At 43.3% G+C, this 15,772-nt stretch carries 15 protein-coding genes; 10 read left to right on the forward strand and 5 right to left on the reverse strand.

The window, feature by feature from the left end:
• Positions 1-52: 52 nt before the first annotated feature.
• The 5 genes from aspS to M2132_RS05865 all read left to right on the forward strand — a co-directional run bounded on the left by aspS (position 53) and on the right by M2132_RS05865 (position 8,376).
• Positions 53-1,807 (forward strand): aspartate--tRNA ligase, encoded by a 1,755-nt coding sequence (gene aspS / locus M2132_RS05845; RefSeq protein ID WP_280672248.1) that lies wholly within the window; start codon positions 53-55, stop codon positions 1,805-1,807.
• Between the two features lie 237 nt (positions 1,808-2,044).
• The gene (locus tag M2132_RS05850) at positions 2,045-2,500 is read left to right on the forward strand and encodes a MarR family winged helix-turn-helix transcriptional regulator (RefSeq protein ID WP_280672250.1); all 456 of its coding nucleotides are present in this window, start codon (positions 2,045-2,047) and stop codon (positions 2,498-2,500) included.
• Between the two features lie 32 nt (positions 2,501-2,532).
• A complete protein-coding gene (locus M2132_RS05855; RefSeq protein ID WP_280672252.1) occupies positions 2,533-3,678 on the forward strand; it encodes an efflux RND transporter periplasmic adaptor subunit in 1,146 nt (381 codons plus the stop codon).
• Positions 3,679-3,783: 105 nt separating this feature from the next.
• On the forward strand, positions 3,784-6,957 hold the full coding sequence (locus M2132_RS05860; RefSeq protein ID WP_280672254.1) for an efflux RND transporter permease subunit: 3,174 nt from the start codon (positions 3,784-3,786) through the stop codon (positions 6,955-6,957).
• Positions 6,958-6,966: 9 nt separating this feature from the next.
• Entirely contained in the window at positions 6,967-8,376 is a 1,410-nt protein-coding gene (locus tag M2132_RS05865) for an efflux transporter outer membrane subunit (protein WP_280672256.1), read from the forward strand.
• A 213-nt stretch (positions 8,377-8,589) separates the two neighbouring features.
• Here M2132_RS05865 and M2132_RS05870 read toward each other — a convergent pair whose 3' ends face one another.
• From M2132_RS05870 to M2132_RS05890, 5 genes are all read right to left on the reverse strand, one after another.
• On the reverse strand, positions 8,590-9,363 hold the full coding sequence (locus tag M2132_RS05870) for a class I SAM-dependent methyltransferase (RefSeq protein ID WP_280672258.1): 774 nt from the start codon (positions 9,361-9,363) through the stop codon (positions 8,590-8,592).
• A 42-nt stretch (positions 9,364-9,405) separates the two neighbouring features.
• Entirely contained in the window at positions 9,406-9,978 is a 573-nt protein-coding gene (locus M2132_RS05875) for a GNAT family N-acetyltransferase (RefSeq protein WP_280672260.1), read from the reverse strand.
• Between the two features lie 269 nt (positions 9,979-10,247).
• On the reverse strand, positions 10,248-10,991 hold the full coding sequence (locus M2132_RS05880; protein WP_280672262.1) for a biotin--[acetyl-CoA-carboxylase] ligase: 744 nt from the start codon (positions 10,989-10,991) through the stop codon (positions 10,248-10,250).
• Entirely contained in the window at positions 10,981-11,355 is a 375-nt protein-coding gene (locus M2132_RS05885) for an MmcQ/YjbR family DNA-binding protein (protein ID WP_280672265.1), read from the reverse strand. Before M2132_RS05885 ends, M2132_RS05880 begins: the two co-directional genes overlap by 11 nt.
• An 8-nt stretch (positions 11,356-11,363) precedes the next feature.
• Positions 11,364-11,729 (reverse strand): YraN family protein, encoded by a 366-nt coding sequence (locus M2132_RS05890; RefSeq protein WP_280672267.1) that lies wholly within the window; start codon positions 11,727-11,729, stop codon positions 11,364-11,366.
• A 180-nt stretch (positions 11,730-11,909) separates the two neighbouring features.
• Between M2132_RS05890 and M2132_RS05895 the strand changes: the two genes are divergently transcribed.
• Genes M2132_RS05895 through queA form a run of 5 tightly spaced genes read left to right on the forward strand, consistent with a single transcriptional unit; the run spans position 11,910 to position 15,638 of the window.
• The gene (locus M2132_RS05895; RefSeq protein ID WP_280672269.1) at positions 11,910-12,788 is read left to right on the forward strand and encodes an ABC transporter permease; all 879 of its coding nucleotides are present in this window, start codon (positions 11,910-11,912) and stop codon (positions 12,786-12,788) included.
• Between the two features lie 26 nt (positions 12,789-12,814).
• The gene (locus M2132_RS05900; protein WP_280672271.1) at positions 12,815-13,057 is read left to right on the forward strand and encodes a DUF3098 domain-containing protein; all 243 of its coding nucleotides are present in this window, start codon (positions 12,815-12,817) and stop codon (positions 13,055-13,057) included.
• 8 nt (positions 13,058-13,065) lie between these two features.
• Positions 13,066-13,860 (forward strand): undecaprenyl-diphosphate phosphatase, encoded by a 795-nt coding sequence (locus M2132_RS05905; RefSeq protein WP_280672273.1) that lies wholly within the window; start codon positions 13,066-13,068, stop codon positions 13,858-13,860.
• Positions 13,861-13,871: 11 nt separating this feature from the next.
• Positions 13,872-14,570, forward strand: coding sequence for a tRNA pseudouridine(55) synthase TruB (truB, locus tag M2132_RS05910; RefSeq protein WP_280672275.1), 699 nt, complete (start codon positions 13,872-13,874; stop codon positions 14,568-14,570).
• Positions 14,571-14,588: 18 nt separating this feature from the next.
• Positions 14,589-15,638: a tRNA preQ1(34) S-adenosylmethionine ribosyltransferase-isomerase QueA gene (gene queA / locus M2132_RS05915; protein ID WP_280672277.1), complete on the forward strand. Its 1,050-nt coding sequence runs from the start codon at positions 14,589-14,591 to the stop codon at positions 15,636-15,638.
• Positions 15,639-15,772 lie beyond the last annotated feature (134 nt).

The raw sequence follows: 15,772 nt of genomic DNA on the forward strand, positions 1-15,772 counted from the left end.
ACTTTTGTATCCTCAAAAAAACAAATAATCAAATTTAGTCAGTTTAAGAACCATGTACAGAACAAAGACCTGTGGCGAGCTTCGCCTTACTGATGTAAATGAGGTAGTTACCCTTGCCGGATGGGTACAGAAATCCCGAAAGCTTGGGGGCGGAATCACTTTTGTTGATCTGCGCGACCGTTATGGCATCACCCAATTAGCTTTCTATAACGATGTGGATGCGCATCTTTATGAAGAAGCCAATAAACTGGGACGCGAGTGGGTGCTTCAGGTTACAGGTAAAGTACAGGAGCGTTCGAGCAAAAACGATAAACTACCCACAGGGGAGATTGAAATAGTACCATCGAAAGTAGTGATACTCAACAAATCGGAAGTTCCGCCCTTCACTATCGAAGACGAAACGGACGGAGGTGACGATATCCGCATGAAGTATCGTTATCTTGATTTGAGGAGAAACACTGTTCGCCGGAATCTTGAACTACGCCACAAAATAGCTTTCGAAACACGCAGCTATCTTGACAAACAAAATTTCTTGGAAGTAGAAACCCCCGTTCTTGTGGGGTCAACCCCCGAGGGCGCGCGCGATTTTATCGTTCCCTCTCGCATGAACCCCGGTGAGTTTTATGCCCTGCCACAGTCGCCACAGCTGTTTAAACAATTGCTGATGGTTTCGGGTTTCGACCGTTACTTCCAGATTGTTAAATGTTTTCGGGACGAAGACCTCCGTGCCGATCGCCAACCCGAGTTTACACAGATAGACTGCGAAATGTCGTTCGTTGGTCAGGAAGACATACTCCAAACATTCGAAGGGCTTGTTAAAGGCTTATTCAAAAAAATAAAAGGTATCGACATCCCCGATTTTCCGCGTATGACTTATGCCGATGCGATGAAGTACTACGGGTCGGACAAACCCGATACCCGCTTCGAGATGAAGTTCACCGAGCTGAAAGATCTTACCACAGGCCGAGACTTTGTTGTGTTCGATAGTTCGGAATACGTTGGGGCAATTTGTGCAAAAGGAGCAGCGGCTTATACAAGAAAACAACTGGACGAACTTACTAATTTTGTGAAACGTCCCCAGATAGGTGCCAAGGGGCTGGTTTACGTCCGTTACGATGTTGACGGAACATTGAAGTCATCGGTAGACAAGTTTTATACTGCCGACGATTTGCAGCGATGGGCCGAACGTTGCGGTGCCGAACCCGGCGACCTTATCCTTATCATCTGCGGAGAAACCGAAAAAGCTCAAAAACAGCTTTGCGAACTCCGCTTGGAAATGGGCGAACGCTTGGGTTTACGGAACAAAGAACAATTTAGCCCTCTTTGGGTGGTCGACTTTCCGCTTCTGGAAGAGGACGAAGAACTGGGACGCTATTTTGCCAAGCATCACCCCTTCACCAGTCCTAAGGAAGAAGATATCGACTTGCTCGATACCAATCCGGGAGCCGTCAGGGCAAATGCCTACGATATGGTCATAAACGGAGTTGAAGTGGGAGGCGGTTCTATCCGTATATATAATAGCGATTTGCAACAAAAGATGTTCCAAGCACTCGGCTTTACTCCCGAAAAAGCACAAGCTCAGTTTGGATTTCTGATGAATGCCTTTAAATATGGAGCCCCGCCACATGCCGGAATTGCCTTTGGGCTGGATAGGTTGGTTTCGTTATTTGCCGGTCTGGACTCTATCCGCGACTGTATCGCTTTCCCGAAAAACAACTCCGGACGCGACGTAATGATGGACGCGCCTTCGGCAATAGACCAAGAACAACTCGACGAATTAAATCTGAAAATAGAACTACCCGAATAGACTATTAAAAAAATAAAAGATTTAAAATAGCCGAGCGTAACAACCTCGGCTATTTTTGTTAATTATCAAGATATTGTGTTAATCTATCGCATAAAAAAACGTTAAATGTAGTTTTATATATTTAAATAAGCACTCACATAATAAGCACACTTATTATATTTGCAGACTTATTTATAAATAAACATGCATAAGGCGCTTTAAGCGTTGTTTATACATTTAACTAATATGCGAAAAACAATGGAATCAGAATGTCAAAAAGAATTCTCCGTCGAAAGAGTTTCTTATCAAATTTGGCAAATAAGTAAATTTTGGCAAAGAGGTAAGCACAAATTATTGGAGAGCTTTGGTATCACAGCCTCGCAGATGGAGATATTGGGAGCAACTTTCCATCTGAATGAATCAATGGACGAAGTCACCCAAATTGTTCTGGCACAAGAAGCAAATATTGATCCGATGACAACATCGACCATTCTCCGTAATCTGGAGAAAAAAGGATTGGTGCAAAGAAGCGAAAGTAAAACAGACACCAGAGCCCGTAAGGTGGAGATGACACAGGTAGGTAAAAAGTTGTTTTTGGAAGCTATCGAAAAAGTAAAGAAATCGCAAAGGGAAATATTTAAAAATGTAGATATAGTCACCCTAAGCACACAATTAGACATCTTACTTGAAGAGCTAAACAAAAGAAGTGAATAAAAAAAAGTAATAAATATCTAAAATTAATTGTTATGAATTTGAAAAGATTAAGTGTAGGTTCATTATCTCTATCCATCTTGCTGCTTGCATCGTGCGGTGGCAAACAGGATACGAATACACAATCGGCCCCCGAGGCGTACGAGACAGCCGTCCTTGCCGAACAGTCGGCTCAGTTGGAAGTTTCGTTCCCAGCCACTATCAAGGGACAGGAGGATATCGAAATCCGCCCACGGATAGACGGTTTCATCGAAGGGATTTATGTAGACGAAGGTTCGGTTGTACGCAAAGGGCAAGTACTTTTCAGGATAAACTCTCCATCGGCACAGCAGGAGCTTACAACAGCCAGAGCCGCAGTAAACAGTGCGCAGGCACAGGTGAACACCGCGAAACTGAATGTTGACAGATATAGGCCACTGGCGGCCGAAGGCATCATAAGCAACGTACAGTTAGAAACCGCCCAAAACAGCTACGAAACCGCGCTTGCTGCGCTTGCACAGGCTAAGGCTTCTGTTGCAAATGCACAGGCTAAAGTGTCGTGGACAGAGGTTTCGAGTCCGGTTGACGGTATTGTCGGTTCAATTCCCTACCGTATAGGTAGCCTTGTAGACAAAGCAAACGTACTGACCACAGTGGCCAATACAAACAACGTGTTTGCTTATTTCTCGCTGAACGAAAAAGACCTTATGTCTCTTCTTCAAAGCCTTGAAGGTAAAACTCAAGCCGAAAAAATCAAGAATCTGCCAAACGTGAAACTTATTTTAGCCGACAAATCGGAATATTCCGAACCCGGCAGAATAGAAACAATCTCCGGGGTGGTAAATGTATCGACCGGTTCGGTAAGCTTCCGTGCCGAGTTTCCTAACAAACAAGGAATGTTGCGTAGTGGAACAAGCGGCCGTGTGGTAATACCAACTTCGCTCGAAAACACACTTGTTATCCCTCAAAAAGCAACGTTCTCTATACAGGATAAGGTGCTTGTGTTTAAAGTACAGGGCGACTCTGTTGTGCAAACCGTGATTAAGGCAACGAGCATGCCCGGCGGAAAATCGTATGCCATTACAGAAGGGTTGAAAGCTGGCGACAGAATTGTGACTTCCGGTGTGGCAACTCTTAACAACGGAAAGAAAATAGCCGTGAAAGACGCTCCCGTGGCAACAGAACCCCAAAAGGCAGAATAATTAAAGAGTAAAATTAATCGCTTTTCACAATTTTTTCTTAACGAAAGCAATACATAATTTCTTTTTTAGAGAGAAGGTTGATAGAATATATAAAACAAAATAAATATGTTAAAAACATTTATAGAAAGACCCGTACTTTCCACCGTTATATCAATTCTTATTGTTGTATTGGGGGTTATCGGTCTGGCAACACTGCCTGTAGAGCAATACCCTGATATTGCTCCCCCTACGGTACAGGTAGAAGCTTCGTATCCGGGAGCTAATGCCGATGTAGTAATGAACAGTGTTGTTATTCCATTAGAAGAACAGATAAACGGGGTTGAGGGGATGACCTATATGACGTCTTCGGCTTCGAATAGTGGTTCGGCCAACATCACCGTGTTTTTCGAAACAGGAGTAAACCCCGACATCGCGGCTGTAAACGTACAAAACCTTGCCGCCCGCGCAAACCCGCTATTGCCTTCGGAGGTTACCAAAACAGGGGTTACCGTCAGAAAACAACAGAGTAGTACCATCATGATGATTTCGCTTACTTGCGATAATCCCGACTACGATTCCCGCTTTGTACAGAACTATGCCAACATCAACATCCTTCCGCAGATAAAGCGTGTATATGGGGTTGGAGATGCCAATGTGTATGGAGCCAAAGACTATTCGATGCGTGTATGGTTCAAGCCCGATGTAATGGCTTCGTACCAAATAAACCCTACGGAAGTTGTTGCCGCCCTGAGCGAACAAAACATCGAAGCTGCTCCCGGTGAGTTGGGACAAAACAGCGACCAGTCGTTCCAATATACTATGAAGTATACCGGACGTCTGAAAACAACCGAAGAGTTTGGTGATATAATAGTACGTTCGCAGAATGGGCAGATACTTCGCCTGAAAGACTTGGCCGACGTTGAGTTGGGTTCATTGAACTATTCCGTTATTTCCCGTACGGACGGTTTGGAATCGGTAGCTATCGGTATCAGCCAAACAGCGGGTTCTAATGCTCAGGAAGTAATCGAAAATGTGACCAATGTTTTGAACGAGGCTTCCAAAACTTTCCCTCCGGGCATAAAAATCAATTATATGATGAATGCCAATGAGTTCTTGAGCGCGTCTATCGACAAGGTTATACATACGCTTATAGAAGCCTTTATATTGGTGTTTATCGTGGTGTTTATTTTCTTGCAGGACTTCCGCTCTACACTGATTCCGGCTATCGCCGTTCCGGTTGCTATTGTGGGTACATTCTTCTTCTTGCAAATGTTTGGCTTCTCTATAAACCTGCTTACTCTGTTCGCTCTGGTTCTGGCCATCGGTATAGTCGTCGACGACGCCATCGTGGTCGTCGAGGCCGTCCATGCCCAGTTGGATGCCGGAGAAAAAGATCCAAAGGTTGCAACCATGGCGGCCATGAAAGAGATTGCTCCGGCCATCGTGTCCATTACATTGGTTATGGCATCGGTGTTTATTCCGGTTAGTTTTATCGGAGGAACAACCGGTATATTCTATAAACAGTTTGGTTTAACGCTGGCCATATCCATCATCATATCGGCAGTCAATGCCTTAACGTTGAGCCCCGCCTTGTGTGCCTTGTTCCTGAAAGGACATAGCGACGACCATAATAAAAAAGTCGGTTTCGTGCGCCGTTTAGGTAACAACTTTAATATTATGTTCGGTGCAGCCACATCAAAATATAAAGGCGCATTGCACTTTTTAGGAAAACGGGGACACCGTTGGATAACGATAGCCATCATCGCCGTTGCATCGGCAGTTTTGTTTGGTTTGATGAAAATGATCCCTACCGGATTCGTACCTCAGGAAGACAGTGGTGTTGTTATGGGAATAGTTACCATGCCTCCGGGTGCATCGCTCGAAAGAACCGATACCCTAACGCAGCAGGTTGTTGAGATGGCACAAGACATCCCTCACGTAAAGAATGTTCTGAACATAACAGGGGTGGACTTCCTTAGTGGAGGTTTGGGTAGTTCGTACGCGGCTATCATCATAAAACTTGACCCATGGAGCGAACGCGAAACGACGGTCAACGATGTTGTTGCCGAATTGCAGAAAAAGACGGCATCCATAAAAGAAGCCACCTTCCTCTTTATGGGAGCTCCAACATTGCAAGGGTTTGGTCTTGCCAACGGTGTGGAAATGAAAATGCAAGACCGTACAGGTGGCGATATACACGCATTCTACGACATTACCAACCAATTTTTGGCAAAAGTGCGCGAAAGAGACGAAATCATGATTGCCATGACATCGTTCAACCCCAACTTCCCGCAAAAGGAATTGGAAGCCGATGTTGCCAAAATAAAAGATGCTGGCCTTACCCTTAGTGAAGTAATGACCACCCTGCAAGCATATGTGGGTAGTATGTATGTATCGAACTTCAATGTATACGGAAAACAGTTCCGTGTTATGGTTCAAGCTTCGCCCGAATACAGGTCGAAGATGGAAGATATGAGCGGAATATATGTACGTACCGGATCGGGCGAAATGGCGCCTATCACAGAGTTTATAACCATAAACGATGTGTCAGGTCCGCAGATGCTTACACGTTTCAACATGTTCTCGTCGATGAGTTTGAACATCATTCCCGACTTTACGAAAGGATACAGTACCGGAGACGCCATTCTTGCCGTTCAGGAGATTGCAGCCGAAACACTTCCTCAAGGCTATGGGTATGAGTTTTCGGGTATGACCCGCGAAGAAGTAAACAGCGGAAGCCAAACAATTTTGATTTTTGGGCTTTGTCTGATTTTCGTTTATCTGCTGCTTGCCGCATTGTACGAAAGTTATATCCTTCCGTTGGCCGTGATTTTCTCTTTGCCTGTTGGTTTGGCAGGGGTGTTTATATTCATCTTTATAGCCATGATGAGCGGTACGGGTATCGTAAACAACATCTATGTCCAGATTTCGCTTGTCATGCTTATCGGGCTGCTCGCCAAAAATGCCATTCTTATTGTGGAATATGCTATTCAGCGTCGTCAGCAAGGTATGAGTGTTGTTGAAGCGGCTGTTAACGGAGCTGTGGCTCGTTTGCGCCCTATTTTGATGACATCGTTCGCCTTTATATTCGGACTTATGCCTCTTGCCGTGGCAACAGGTGCGGGAGCCGTTGGTAACCGTTCTATCGGTATCAGTGCCATTGGAGGTATGTTGATAGGAACAATGATAGGGGTGCTTGTCATACCATCGCTTTATATTATATTCCAAACCATTCAGGATAAATTCAGTAAATCGGGAATGGTAAACTCGAACGATGAATTTATAAATCAAAATAAATAAGATAACCATATGAGTAAAACTTATATAAAAGGAGCCGTTCTATTGGGACTTGCAGTCTCAATAGGGCTCTCCTCCTGCCAAGTCGTAAATAAATATAAATCGCCGGAGGTAGATACAGAAAACCTGTACCGAGATCACGATTCAACCGATACGACAACCATAGCCAGTATCCCTTGGCGCGAATATTTCAAGGATCCTATTCTTCAGGCTCTCATAGACGAAGGTATTGCCAACAACTACGACCTGAAGATAGCATATACCCGCATCGAGCAAGCGGAGGCTTCTTTGGGAATGGCCCGTGCGGCATATTTCCCGGAAGTGGCTTTGTCGGGGTCTGTCACTCACAACCGATACAGTAAGGGCAGCGAAGGGAACAAAGCGCTTAAATATCATTCAACCGACTATTCGCTGGGAATTGCCGCCTCGTGGGAGCTGGATGTTTGGGGAAAGCTGAACCGCCAGTCGCGTGCTAAATATGCCGATTTCTTGTCGTCGGTCGAATACCGTAATCTGATTCAGACTTCTCTGATTTCGAATATTGCCACATCGTACTATACCTTGTTGTCGCTCGACGAGCAGCTAAAGGTAAGCCTCGAGTCTATCAACCTATTGGAAGAAACAATAACAACAATGGAGGCTCTTAAAGAGGCAGGTATGCTTAACGGTGCTTCGGTTGAACAAACCAAAGCCGCCCTGTACAACACAAGGATAAGTATTCCCGATCTTGAAATGAACATCCGGAAGATGGAAAACTCCCTAAGCCTTATGCTTGGCCGCAAAGCCGGTCCTATTGTACGCGGAACAATTGCCAGCCAGAGTATTCCTACCGAAATGAAAATCGGTATGCCTATGCAGATGTTGGCTAACCGCCCTGATGTGAAGCAAGCCGAACTTAGCTTCCGCAGCGCGTTTGAACTGACAAATGCTGCCCAAGCCAGTTTCTATCCGTCAATAAGACTGAATACAGGCTCATTCATTGGTTATGGAACAACCAACACTTTGTCGGGCTTCTTCAAACCGGAAAACTTAGCGGCAAGCATCATCGGAGGGCTTACTCAGCCTATCTTTGCCCGCAAACAGCTGATAACCCAACTTAAGATTGCCAAATCTACACAGAAAGCCGCTTTATTGGGTTTTGAACAAACGGTTCTCTCGGCAAGCAATGAGGTGTCGGACATTCTCTATACTTACGAAAAGGCATTAAGCAAAGACAAACTGCGTCAACAGCAAATAGAGTCGCTCACCAAGTCGGTAAGATTCACACAAGAACTATTGAAAGCCGGCGAGGCTAACTATCTGGAAGTAATTCAGGCCGAAACAGACCTGCTTCAAGCCCAGTTAGGACAAGTGAACGACAGGCTGCAACAGTTGCAAGCAACAGTAAATCTGTATCGGGCACTTGGTGGCGGTATAGAATAAAACGTGTTTTTCAGTATTTTAAAGAAGGAAGGAAAAGGAGTTATTTCAAAAGAATGACTCCTTTTCTGTGTTTAGAGGGTATTTGTATTAACTTGAATTGTCATCCTGTGTGCAACGAAGGAGCTTGAATAATAAAGATTCTTTATTTTGTAACAACGCCAAAAATGGTTGGCAAAAACCTCTTTGGCATATATACCTTTTTTTACGGTGAGCTTACAGTTTTTTTGCGACAAAGAATACATAGCCATAGAATTCTTTATACTTACGGTAGAGTTCTTCTTCGTGCGATTGAAGCGTGATGAATTCTTCAACGGATTTATTTCCTGCGTATTTGTTAAGGAAAATCTCCTGAGTTGTAACCTTTGAGGCAAAATAATGCTCTGTCCAGCAATTTTCGGGCATAATAAAGGTTGCAACGGGAATGTATCCCGCTTTCTGTACTTGAGCTACTTTATTGGGAATTGTATCTATTTCCGGATAATGCGTCATCCAGAAATCATGAATCTCTGCCGGACGTTCGTCAGTAAACCATGATGCTTCCGATACGGCAACATAGCCGCCTGTCTTCAAATACTTGCGCCACTCGTTCAGTCCCCGTTCAAAACCGATGTTATAGATTGCCCCTTCCGACCAGATGAGGTCTAAAGACCCTTCTGCGAAAGGAAGGTTATCCATCGAGCCTACAATACCTTTCACTCGGTTTTGCAAACCTAACTGTGTTGCGTTACGGTTGAAAATGTCGATGAAATCGGGAAACACATCAAGGCCGGTAACCTGTCCCGGTGCGTGCTGTGCCAGTACCATTGTCTGACCGCCCGTGCCGCAGCCCAGGTCGGCTATGTGTGCTTCATCGGTAAGATTATCAATAAAGCTCAATGCTTGGAGGGTTGCCTCGGGACTGCCGGGTCCTTGGCGTTCCAGATTAGAGAAAAATTCGCAGATTAGTTGAAAGTCGAATTCGTGAATTGTTTTATTTTCGTTACTCATGATATTTTTATTTTTTGTATTTAACATTGTTTTGTATTCAGATTATCTGTCGGACTCTTCGTCCCTCCAATGTTCGGGTTTATTCAATACATCGGAGCATCTGATCTTTCCTTTACCTATCCCAAAGCTCTTCGGGCTGATTGCCTGAACCATCCAATAATCGCTATACTCTTTCGGAATAGGATAAGGAGCCGGATAGCCTAATTGTGCAGCATCAGGAATAAAGCCATATTTTGGATAATAATCTTTATGCCCTAAAACGAACACAAGGCTTGAGCCTTTTTCTTGTAGCTTCTTTATACCTGCCTGTATCAGCATTCCGCCTACGCCTTGCCGTTGATATTCAGGCTTTACGGCTAAGGGTGCGAGTATGTGCATTATGGGTTGTTCCTCCTGATCATAGAAGTATGCTCTGGTAAAAAGAATATGGCCAACAGCCTCACCATTATAAATGGCAAGGAGCGAAACTATTGGTTCTGCGGTTTTATCGGTCAATAGTTCGGCTACTAATTTGGCTTCTTTATTATAACCAAAAGCTTGAGTTTCAATATCTATTATATTTTCGAGATCGCTTATGTTTGTCTCTCGGATTTGTATATTGTTTGAATTTATCATTTCATTATATTTTGAACATGTATATCCTGCAGATAACTATTATCTACATCATAAACATGCGATTATACTTAATTATAAGATACGAAAAAAACTCGGGCAAGAATATGCCAGAGAAACGGAGGGATAACCAAAGATGCAAGAACACCTAAGGTTATTTACTACACCAAATCCTTCTTAAATGTAAACATCAAAAAATTTTAGTAACGGCAAAGATAAGAAGTTGTTTTAATATTTGAACAAAGAATAAGACGATTTCTACTGCCGCATTACTATTGAATCACATATTCAACCTCCTTGAAGGCGTATTGGCGGTCGTTTCCTTCGTTGTCGGTCAGGGTCAGTATGCCTGTGGGAGCCACGTCTTTGATGACGGCCTCAAAAACACCTGTCGTATCTTTAAAAATACCTGTTGTGAACAAATCACGCTTATACTTCTCTGCTATATCCGTGTCTTTACCCATGCGTACGTCTTCGTAGTATTGCAACAGGCGGGAAACAACTTTCCGGAGTATTTCCGTCCGGTTTTGCTCCTTGCCAAGAATACGAAAAAGGGATGTAGGCCGGGTAGCGACAGATTCGTCGAAATCCGCCTGATTAACATTTATACCGATACCAATAATGGAGTGGTTTATACTATCGGTTTGCAGATTGTTTTCGATAAGCATTCCGCATATCTTTTGGTTGCGCCAATAAATATCGTTAGGCCATTTTATTTTTATATCGGGTGTATATTCTGCCAATATATCGCTCACGGCCAAAGCGGCACATTGCGAAATAACGAATTGTTTTGCAACAGGCACAAAATGCGGATAAAGAACCATACTGAACAAAAGGTTTTTTCCACGTTGGGCAATCCACGTATTACCTCGTTGGCCTCGCCCCGCTGTTTGGATTTCGGCCGAAACGGCTGTACCTTCTTCTACGGTTTTTTCGGCAATCAGCCGGCTCAAATAATTGTTGGTCGAGTCCGTTTCGTCCAAATGCAGTATAGGGAGGAAGTGGTTAGTCTTCATCAGGCAGATTTTTGTATTCTTCTTGCTTCTTTTTAGGCAGACCTTTAATAACTTCGCTAACCGAGTGGAGTATCCAACCTTTCAGTTCTTCGTCGGGCATGCCTTGTTCCAAGAAAATGCTGTTCCAATATTTTTTATTGCTGTGGTATCCGGGTATTACGCAATCGTATTGTTCGCGAAGTTCAACTGCTTTCTCGGGGTCGCATTTCAGGTTTACCATAAAATCGCTTCCGTGGCGTTCCAGCCCCATGTAGGCAAACATCTTGCCCATGACTTTAAAAACAAGGGTTGTTTCGTCGAACGGAAAACATTCCTCTGCACCTTTTACCGACAGGCAAAATTCTCTTACTTCTTCTATGTTCATCGTTTAGTTTAGTTTATGGGTGCAAAAAATGCGTCCTCGATGTAATTTATATCAAAACCGTTACGGCCAGAGGTAATGGCAACGATGTCGAAACGGACTTCTTTGTCTGTCTCGTTGTTGTTCAGATAAAAATCGGCGGCTTCTACCATTCGTTTTATTCTGCCTTCCGAAACCGCGTCTTCGGGTTGCCCCCACCGGGTGGAACTGCGTGTTTTTACTTCCACAAAAATAATATAATCTTCGTTTTCGGCAATTATATCTATCTCGTGCCTGCCATACCGCCAGTTTCGGTGCAAAATGCGGTGACCCGAATTTTGCAGAAAACGGCATGCCGCAGCTTCTCCTTTTTCTCCTAAATCGTTATGTTGAGCCATTTTTCAGATACTGAATTCTCATTTTCAATTAAAAATACTTTTCTTAGTCGGAAAAGAGGCTTAAAAATATGAAAATTATCCTTAAATACTATTTTATTTTGTTCCTTTGCAGCGAATTTGGGTATGCTATGTATTGGTATCAGGAAAAACCCTTAACTTTAAGCTTGAAAGAAATTTCTTATGGCGAATAATACAAAAACCAAATCGACTTCTATTTTCAGTTCGGGTGTAACAACTACAATCAGTATTACGCTTGTTTTGATTTTATTAGGATTGACAATTCTTATAGGCTTTGCCGGAAAAGAATTTATCTCCTTTATAAAAGAAAATATGAGCATTTCGGTGCAGGTGTCCGATACGATGGACGACGCAGCCATTGCAAAGATGCAAAAACAATTGGAGAAAAGCCCCGGGGTGAAATCGGTTCTTTATATCAGCAAGGAAGAAATTAAACAGCAACTTATCGAAGATTTGGGCAAAGACCCCGAAGAGGTGTTGGGCTACAACCCTGCATCTAATATTTTTGAAATCAGAATGCTCTCCGAATATGCCAACCCCGATAGTGTAAAGGTTTTGGAAAAGAAACTTTTGGGAAGCAAAATTGTAAACGAATTTATGTATAACGAGAGCGACCTACAGATGGTAAATGCCAACCTGTCGAAAATAGGGTTTGGGCTTATCGTTCTGGCTCTGATACTTATGTTCATTTCGTTTACCCTTATCCGTAATACCATCAGGTTGAATATTTATGCTAAACGCTTTCTGATAAACACCATGCAGTTGGTGGGAGCTACAAACTCTTTTATCCGCAGGCCGTTTTTGTGGCGTGCCGTACTGTCGGGCTTTATAGCGGCCATTGTGGCCAACATAGTCATTGCCCTTATTGTGTATGGAGCAACAGAGCAGTATCCTGAATTGCTGATGATAATTAAGCCCGAAAGCTTACTTATAGTTTCGCTTGTAGTTATAGTTTTGGGGATACTCCTTACCATATCGGCAACAGCCTTTGCTGTGAATAGGTACTTGAAGATGAAAACAAATAAATTATATTACGTATAATAATCATAACACCGAAATACACATCTATGGAAAGAAATAACTTTGCATTTGGCAAAATGAATTACATTATCTGCGCTGTGTCTTTGTTCATTATAATCTTCGGATTTATATTGATGACAGGGCCTGCCACGACAGTCGAAACAGGTTTCGAACCCGATATTTTTAGTACAAAAAGAATAGTTGTAGCACCTATGACCAGTTTCGGGGGATTCTTGTTGATGATTGTAGGTATCCTTTTCCCAAACAAAAAAGTAGAAAAAGAAGATTGATATTATAAATGGATACTCTACAAACTATTATTATAGCCATAGTTGAAGGGCTTACCGAGTTTCTTCCGGTTTCGTCGACCGGACACATGATTATAACACAAGCCATTCTGGGGGTTGAAAGTACTGAATTTGTAAAAGCCTTTACCGTAATAATACAGTTTGGGGCAATACTTTCGGTTTTGTTTCTGTATTGGAAACGCTTTTTCCAGTCGGTCGATTTCTATGTAAAACTCCTTATCGGATTTATTCCGGCAGCTATATTGGGACTTTTGTTTAACGATTATATCGATGAAATGCTCGAAAACGTGTATGTTGTTGCCACAACACTTGTTTTGGGAGGGGTATTGATGCTCTTTGTGGATAAGCTGTTTGACGATAAACCCAAGGATGATGAAATCTCATATAAGAAAGCCTTTATAATAGGTTGCTGCCAGTGTATAGCCATGATTCCCGGAGTGTCGCGCTCTATGGCAACAATCGTAGGGGGGATGACTCAGAAGCTGACACGAAAAACAGCGGCCGAGTTTTCGTTCTTTCTGGCTGTGCCTACCATGGCTGCCGCATCGGGCTACAAGCTTCTGAAACTTGTTACCAGCGACGGAGGTACACAGATATTGATGGATAATATGGCAACGCTCATTATCGGTAATCTGGTGGCTTTTGTGGTGGCTATCCTTGCCATTAAATTCTTTATCGGTTATGTTACCAAATACGGATTTAAGCTGTTTGGATGGTATCGTATTGTGTTGGGAGTAGTGATTCTCGTATTTCTACTGTCGGGTCACGAACTTAGTATCATGTAAGCAAACTGACGATGGATTTTATATCGGGCGAAATTGTATGCTTTGATAAGCCGTTGGATTGGACATCATTCACATTGGTGCGCCGGTTTAGGGCAAAGCTTTGTCAGGCATTACATATCAAGAAACTGAAGGTTGGCCATGCCGGTACTCTCGATCCCTTGGCAACAGGCGTCATGATTGTTTGTACGGGGAAGAAAACGAAACTCATAGAATCGTTTCAGTACCAAACCAAGGAATATATTGCAACAATAAAGTTGGGCGAAACAACCCCATCGTTCGACCTTGAAACGGAGGTCGATGGTGTTTTCCCCACCGAACATATAACACGGGAGCTGGTGGAAGAAGCCCTCACCCGGTTTAAGGGAGAAATACAGCAGATACCGCCCGCCTATTCGGCCTGCAAGGTGAACGGCAAAAGGGCATACGACCTTGCCCGCGACGGACAGGAAGTGAACCTAAAACCGAAGGTGCTTGTTATAGACGAAATAGAATTGCTCGATTATTCGATGCCAACTATAACCGTAAGGGTAGTTTGCAGCAAAGGCACATATATCCGGGCATTAGCCCGCGACATCGGGTTGGCTCTTGCATCAGGGGGGCATTTAACAGCACTGCGGCGCACTCGCATAGGCGAAATCACCGTTGAACAGTGCCTGAATGTGGAGCAAATGGACGAATTTATAAGAAATAGTATAATTAAAGAGAAATAAAATAACGAATCTGAATATATGAAGCTATCGCAATTTAAATTTAATCTGCCGGAAGAGTTAATCGCAACACATCCTTCTAAAAACAGGGATGAGTCGCGCTTGATGGTTGTTAACCGTAAAACGGGGGAAGTTGAGCATAAAGTATTTAAAGATATCCTTAGCTACTTCGACAATAAAGACCTGTTTATTTTTAACGACACAAAAGTTTTTCCTGCCCGCTTATACGGAAATAAAGAAAAAACAGGGGCAAAGATAGAAGTATTTCTTTTGCGCGAATTGAACGAAGAATTTCACCTGTGGGACGTCTTGGTCGACCCTGCCCGTAAAATCCGTATCGGCAATAAACTGTATTTCGGAGACGACGACCTGATGGTGGCTGAGGTTATTGACAACACAACATCGCGCGGGCGCACATTGCGTTTCCTATACGATGGACCTCCCGAAGAATTTAAATCGTCGCTCTATGCTTTGGGCGAAACCCCCATTCCTAAATACTTGGGGCGTGGTGAGGAACAGGAAGATAAAGACCGTTATCAAACCATATTTGCAAAAAACGAAGGAGCGGTTGTGGCTCCTGCGGCAGGCTTGCACTTCAGCCGTGAGTTGCTGAAGAGAATGGAAATAAAGGGAATTGACTTTGCTTATATCACTCTGCATTCGGGTTTGGGCAATTATCGCGATATTGACGTAGAAGATCTGACTAAGCATAAAATGGATTCCGAGCAAATGGAGATTACCGAGGCTACTGCCAATCAGGTGAACACCGCAAAAGCCAATGGAGCAAAGATTTGCGCCGTAGGTACATCGGTTATGCGTGGTATCGAAACCATTGTAACAACAAACGGGCAATTGAAACCAAGTACCGGATGGACCAATAAGTTTATATTCCCTCCTTACGATTTTAATATTGCCGATTCGCTTGTAACTAACTTCCATTTGCCGCAGTCAACATTGTTGATGATGACGGCTGCCTTTGGCGGATACGACAAGATTATGGAACTATATGAGCTGGCAATCGACGAAAAATATAAATTCGGAGCATATGGCGATGCCATGTTAATAATCTGATAAAATATCGCTGATAACATAAATAATTTTGAGGCTGTCTCACAATGATGAGATGGCCTTTTTTTTGTTTTCTCTTTATTCTGCTTTGTTTTTCTCTTTTATTTCCGATTCGTTCTTTTTTGTAGTCTACATTG

Source organism: Dysgonomonas sp. PH5-45 (genome assembly GCF_029893235.1).
In the GTDB taxonomy this organism is placed as follows: Bacteria; Bacteroidota; Bacteroidia; order Bacteroidales; family Dysgonomonadaceae; genus UBA1309.

What these genes read in the sequence shown, in the direction of transcription:
- M2132_RS05890 (WP_280672267.1), bottom strand. Translation starts at nt 11,729, where the DNA reads ATGGCTCAACATAACGATTTAGGAGAAAAAGGAGAAGCTGCGGCATGC.
- truB (WP_280672275.1), top strand. Translation starts at nt 13,872, where the DNA reads ATGGATTTTATATCGGGCGAAATTGTATGCTTTGATAAGCCGTTGGAT.
- M2132_RS05900 (WP_280672271.1), top strand. Translation starts at nt 12,815, where the DNA reads ATGGAAAGAAATAACTTTGCATTTGGCAAAATGAATTACATTATCTGC.
- M2132_RS05850 (WP_280672250.1), top strand. Translation starts at nt 2,045, where the DNA reads ATGGAATCAGAATGTCAAAAAGAATTCTCCGTCGAAAGAGTTTCTTAT.
- M2132_RS05875 (WP_280672260.1), bottom strand. Translation starts at nt 9,978, where the DNA reads ATGATAAATTCAAACAATATACAAATCCGAGAGACAAACATAAGCGAT.
- M2132_RS05895 (WP_280672269.1), top strand. Translation starts at nt 11,910, where the DNA reads ATGGCGAATAATACAAAAACCAAATCGACTTCTATTTTCAGTTCGGGT.
- M2132_RS05865 (WP_280672256.1), top strand. Translation starts at nt 6,967, where the DNA reads ATGAGTAAAACTTATATAAAAGGAGCCGTTCTATTGGGACTTGCAGTC.
- M2132_RS05905 (WP_280672273.1), top strand. Translation starts at nt 13,066, where the DNA reads ATGGATACTCTACAAACTATTATTATAGCCATAGTTGAAGGGCTTACC.
- M2132_RS05870 (WP_280672258.1), bottom strand. Translation starts at nt 9,363, where the DNA reads ATGAGTAACGAAAATAAAACAATTCACGAATTCGACTTTCAACTAATC.
- M2132_RS05880 (WP_280672262.1), bottom strand. Translation starts at nt 10,991, where the DNA reads ATGAAGACTAACCACTTCCTCCCTATACTGCATTTGGACGAAACGGAC.
- queA (WP_280672277.1), top strand. Translation starts at nt 14,589, where the DNA reads ATGAAGCTATCGCAATTTAAATTTAATCTGCCGGAAGAGTTAATCGCA.
- M2132_RS05885 (WP_280672265.1), bottom strand. Translation starts at nt 11,355, where the DNA reads ATGAACATAGAAGAAGTAAGAGAATTTTGCCTGTCGGTAAAAGGTGCA.
- M2132_RS05855 (WP_280672252.1), top strand. Translation starts at nt 2,533, where the DNA reads ATGAATTTGAAAAGATTAAGTGTAGGTTCATTATCTCTATCCATCTTG.
- aspS (WP_280672248.1), top strand. Translation starts at nt 53, where the DNA reads ATGTACAGAACAAAGACCTGTGGCGAGCTTCGCCTTACTGATGTAAAT.
- M2132_RS05860 (WP_280672254.1), top strand. Translation starts at nt 3,784, where the DNA reads ATGTTAAAAACATTTATAGAAAGACCCGTACTTTCCACCGTTATATCA.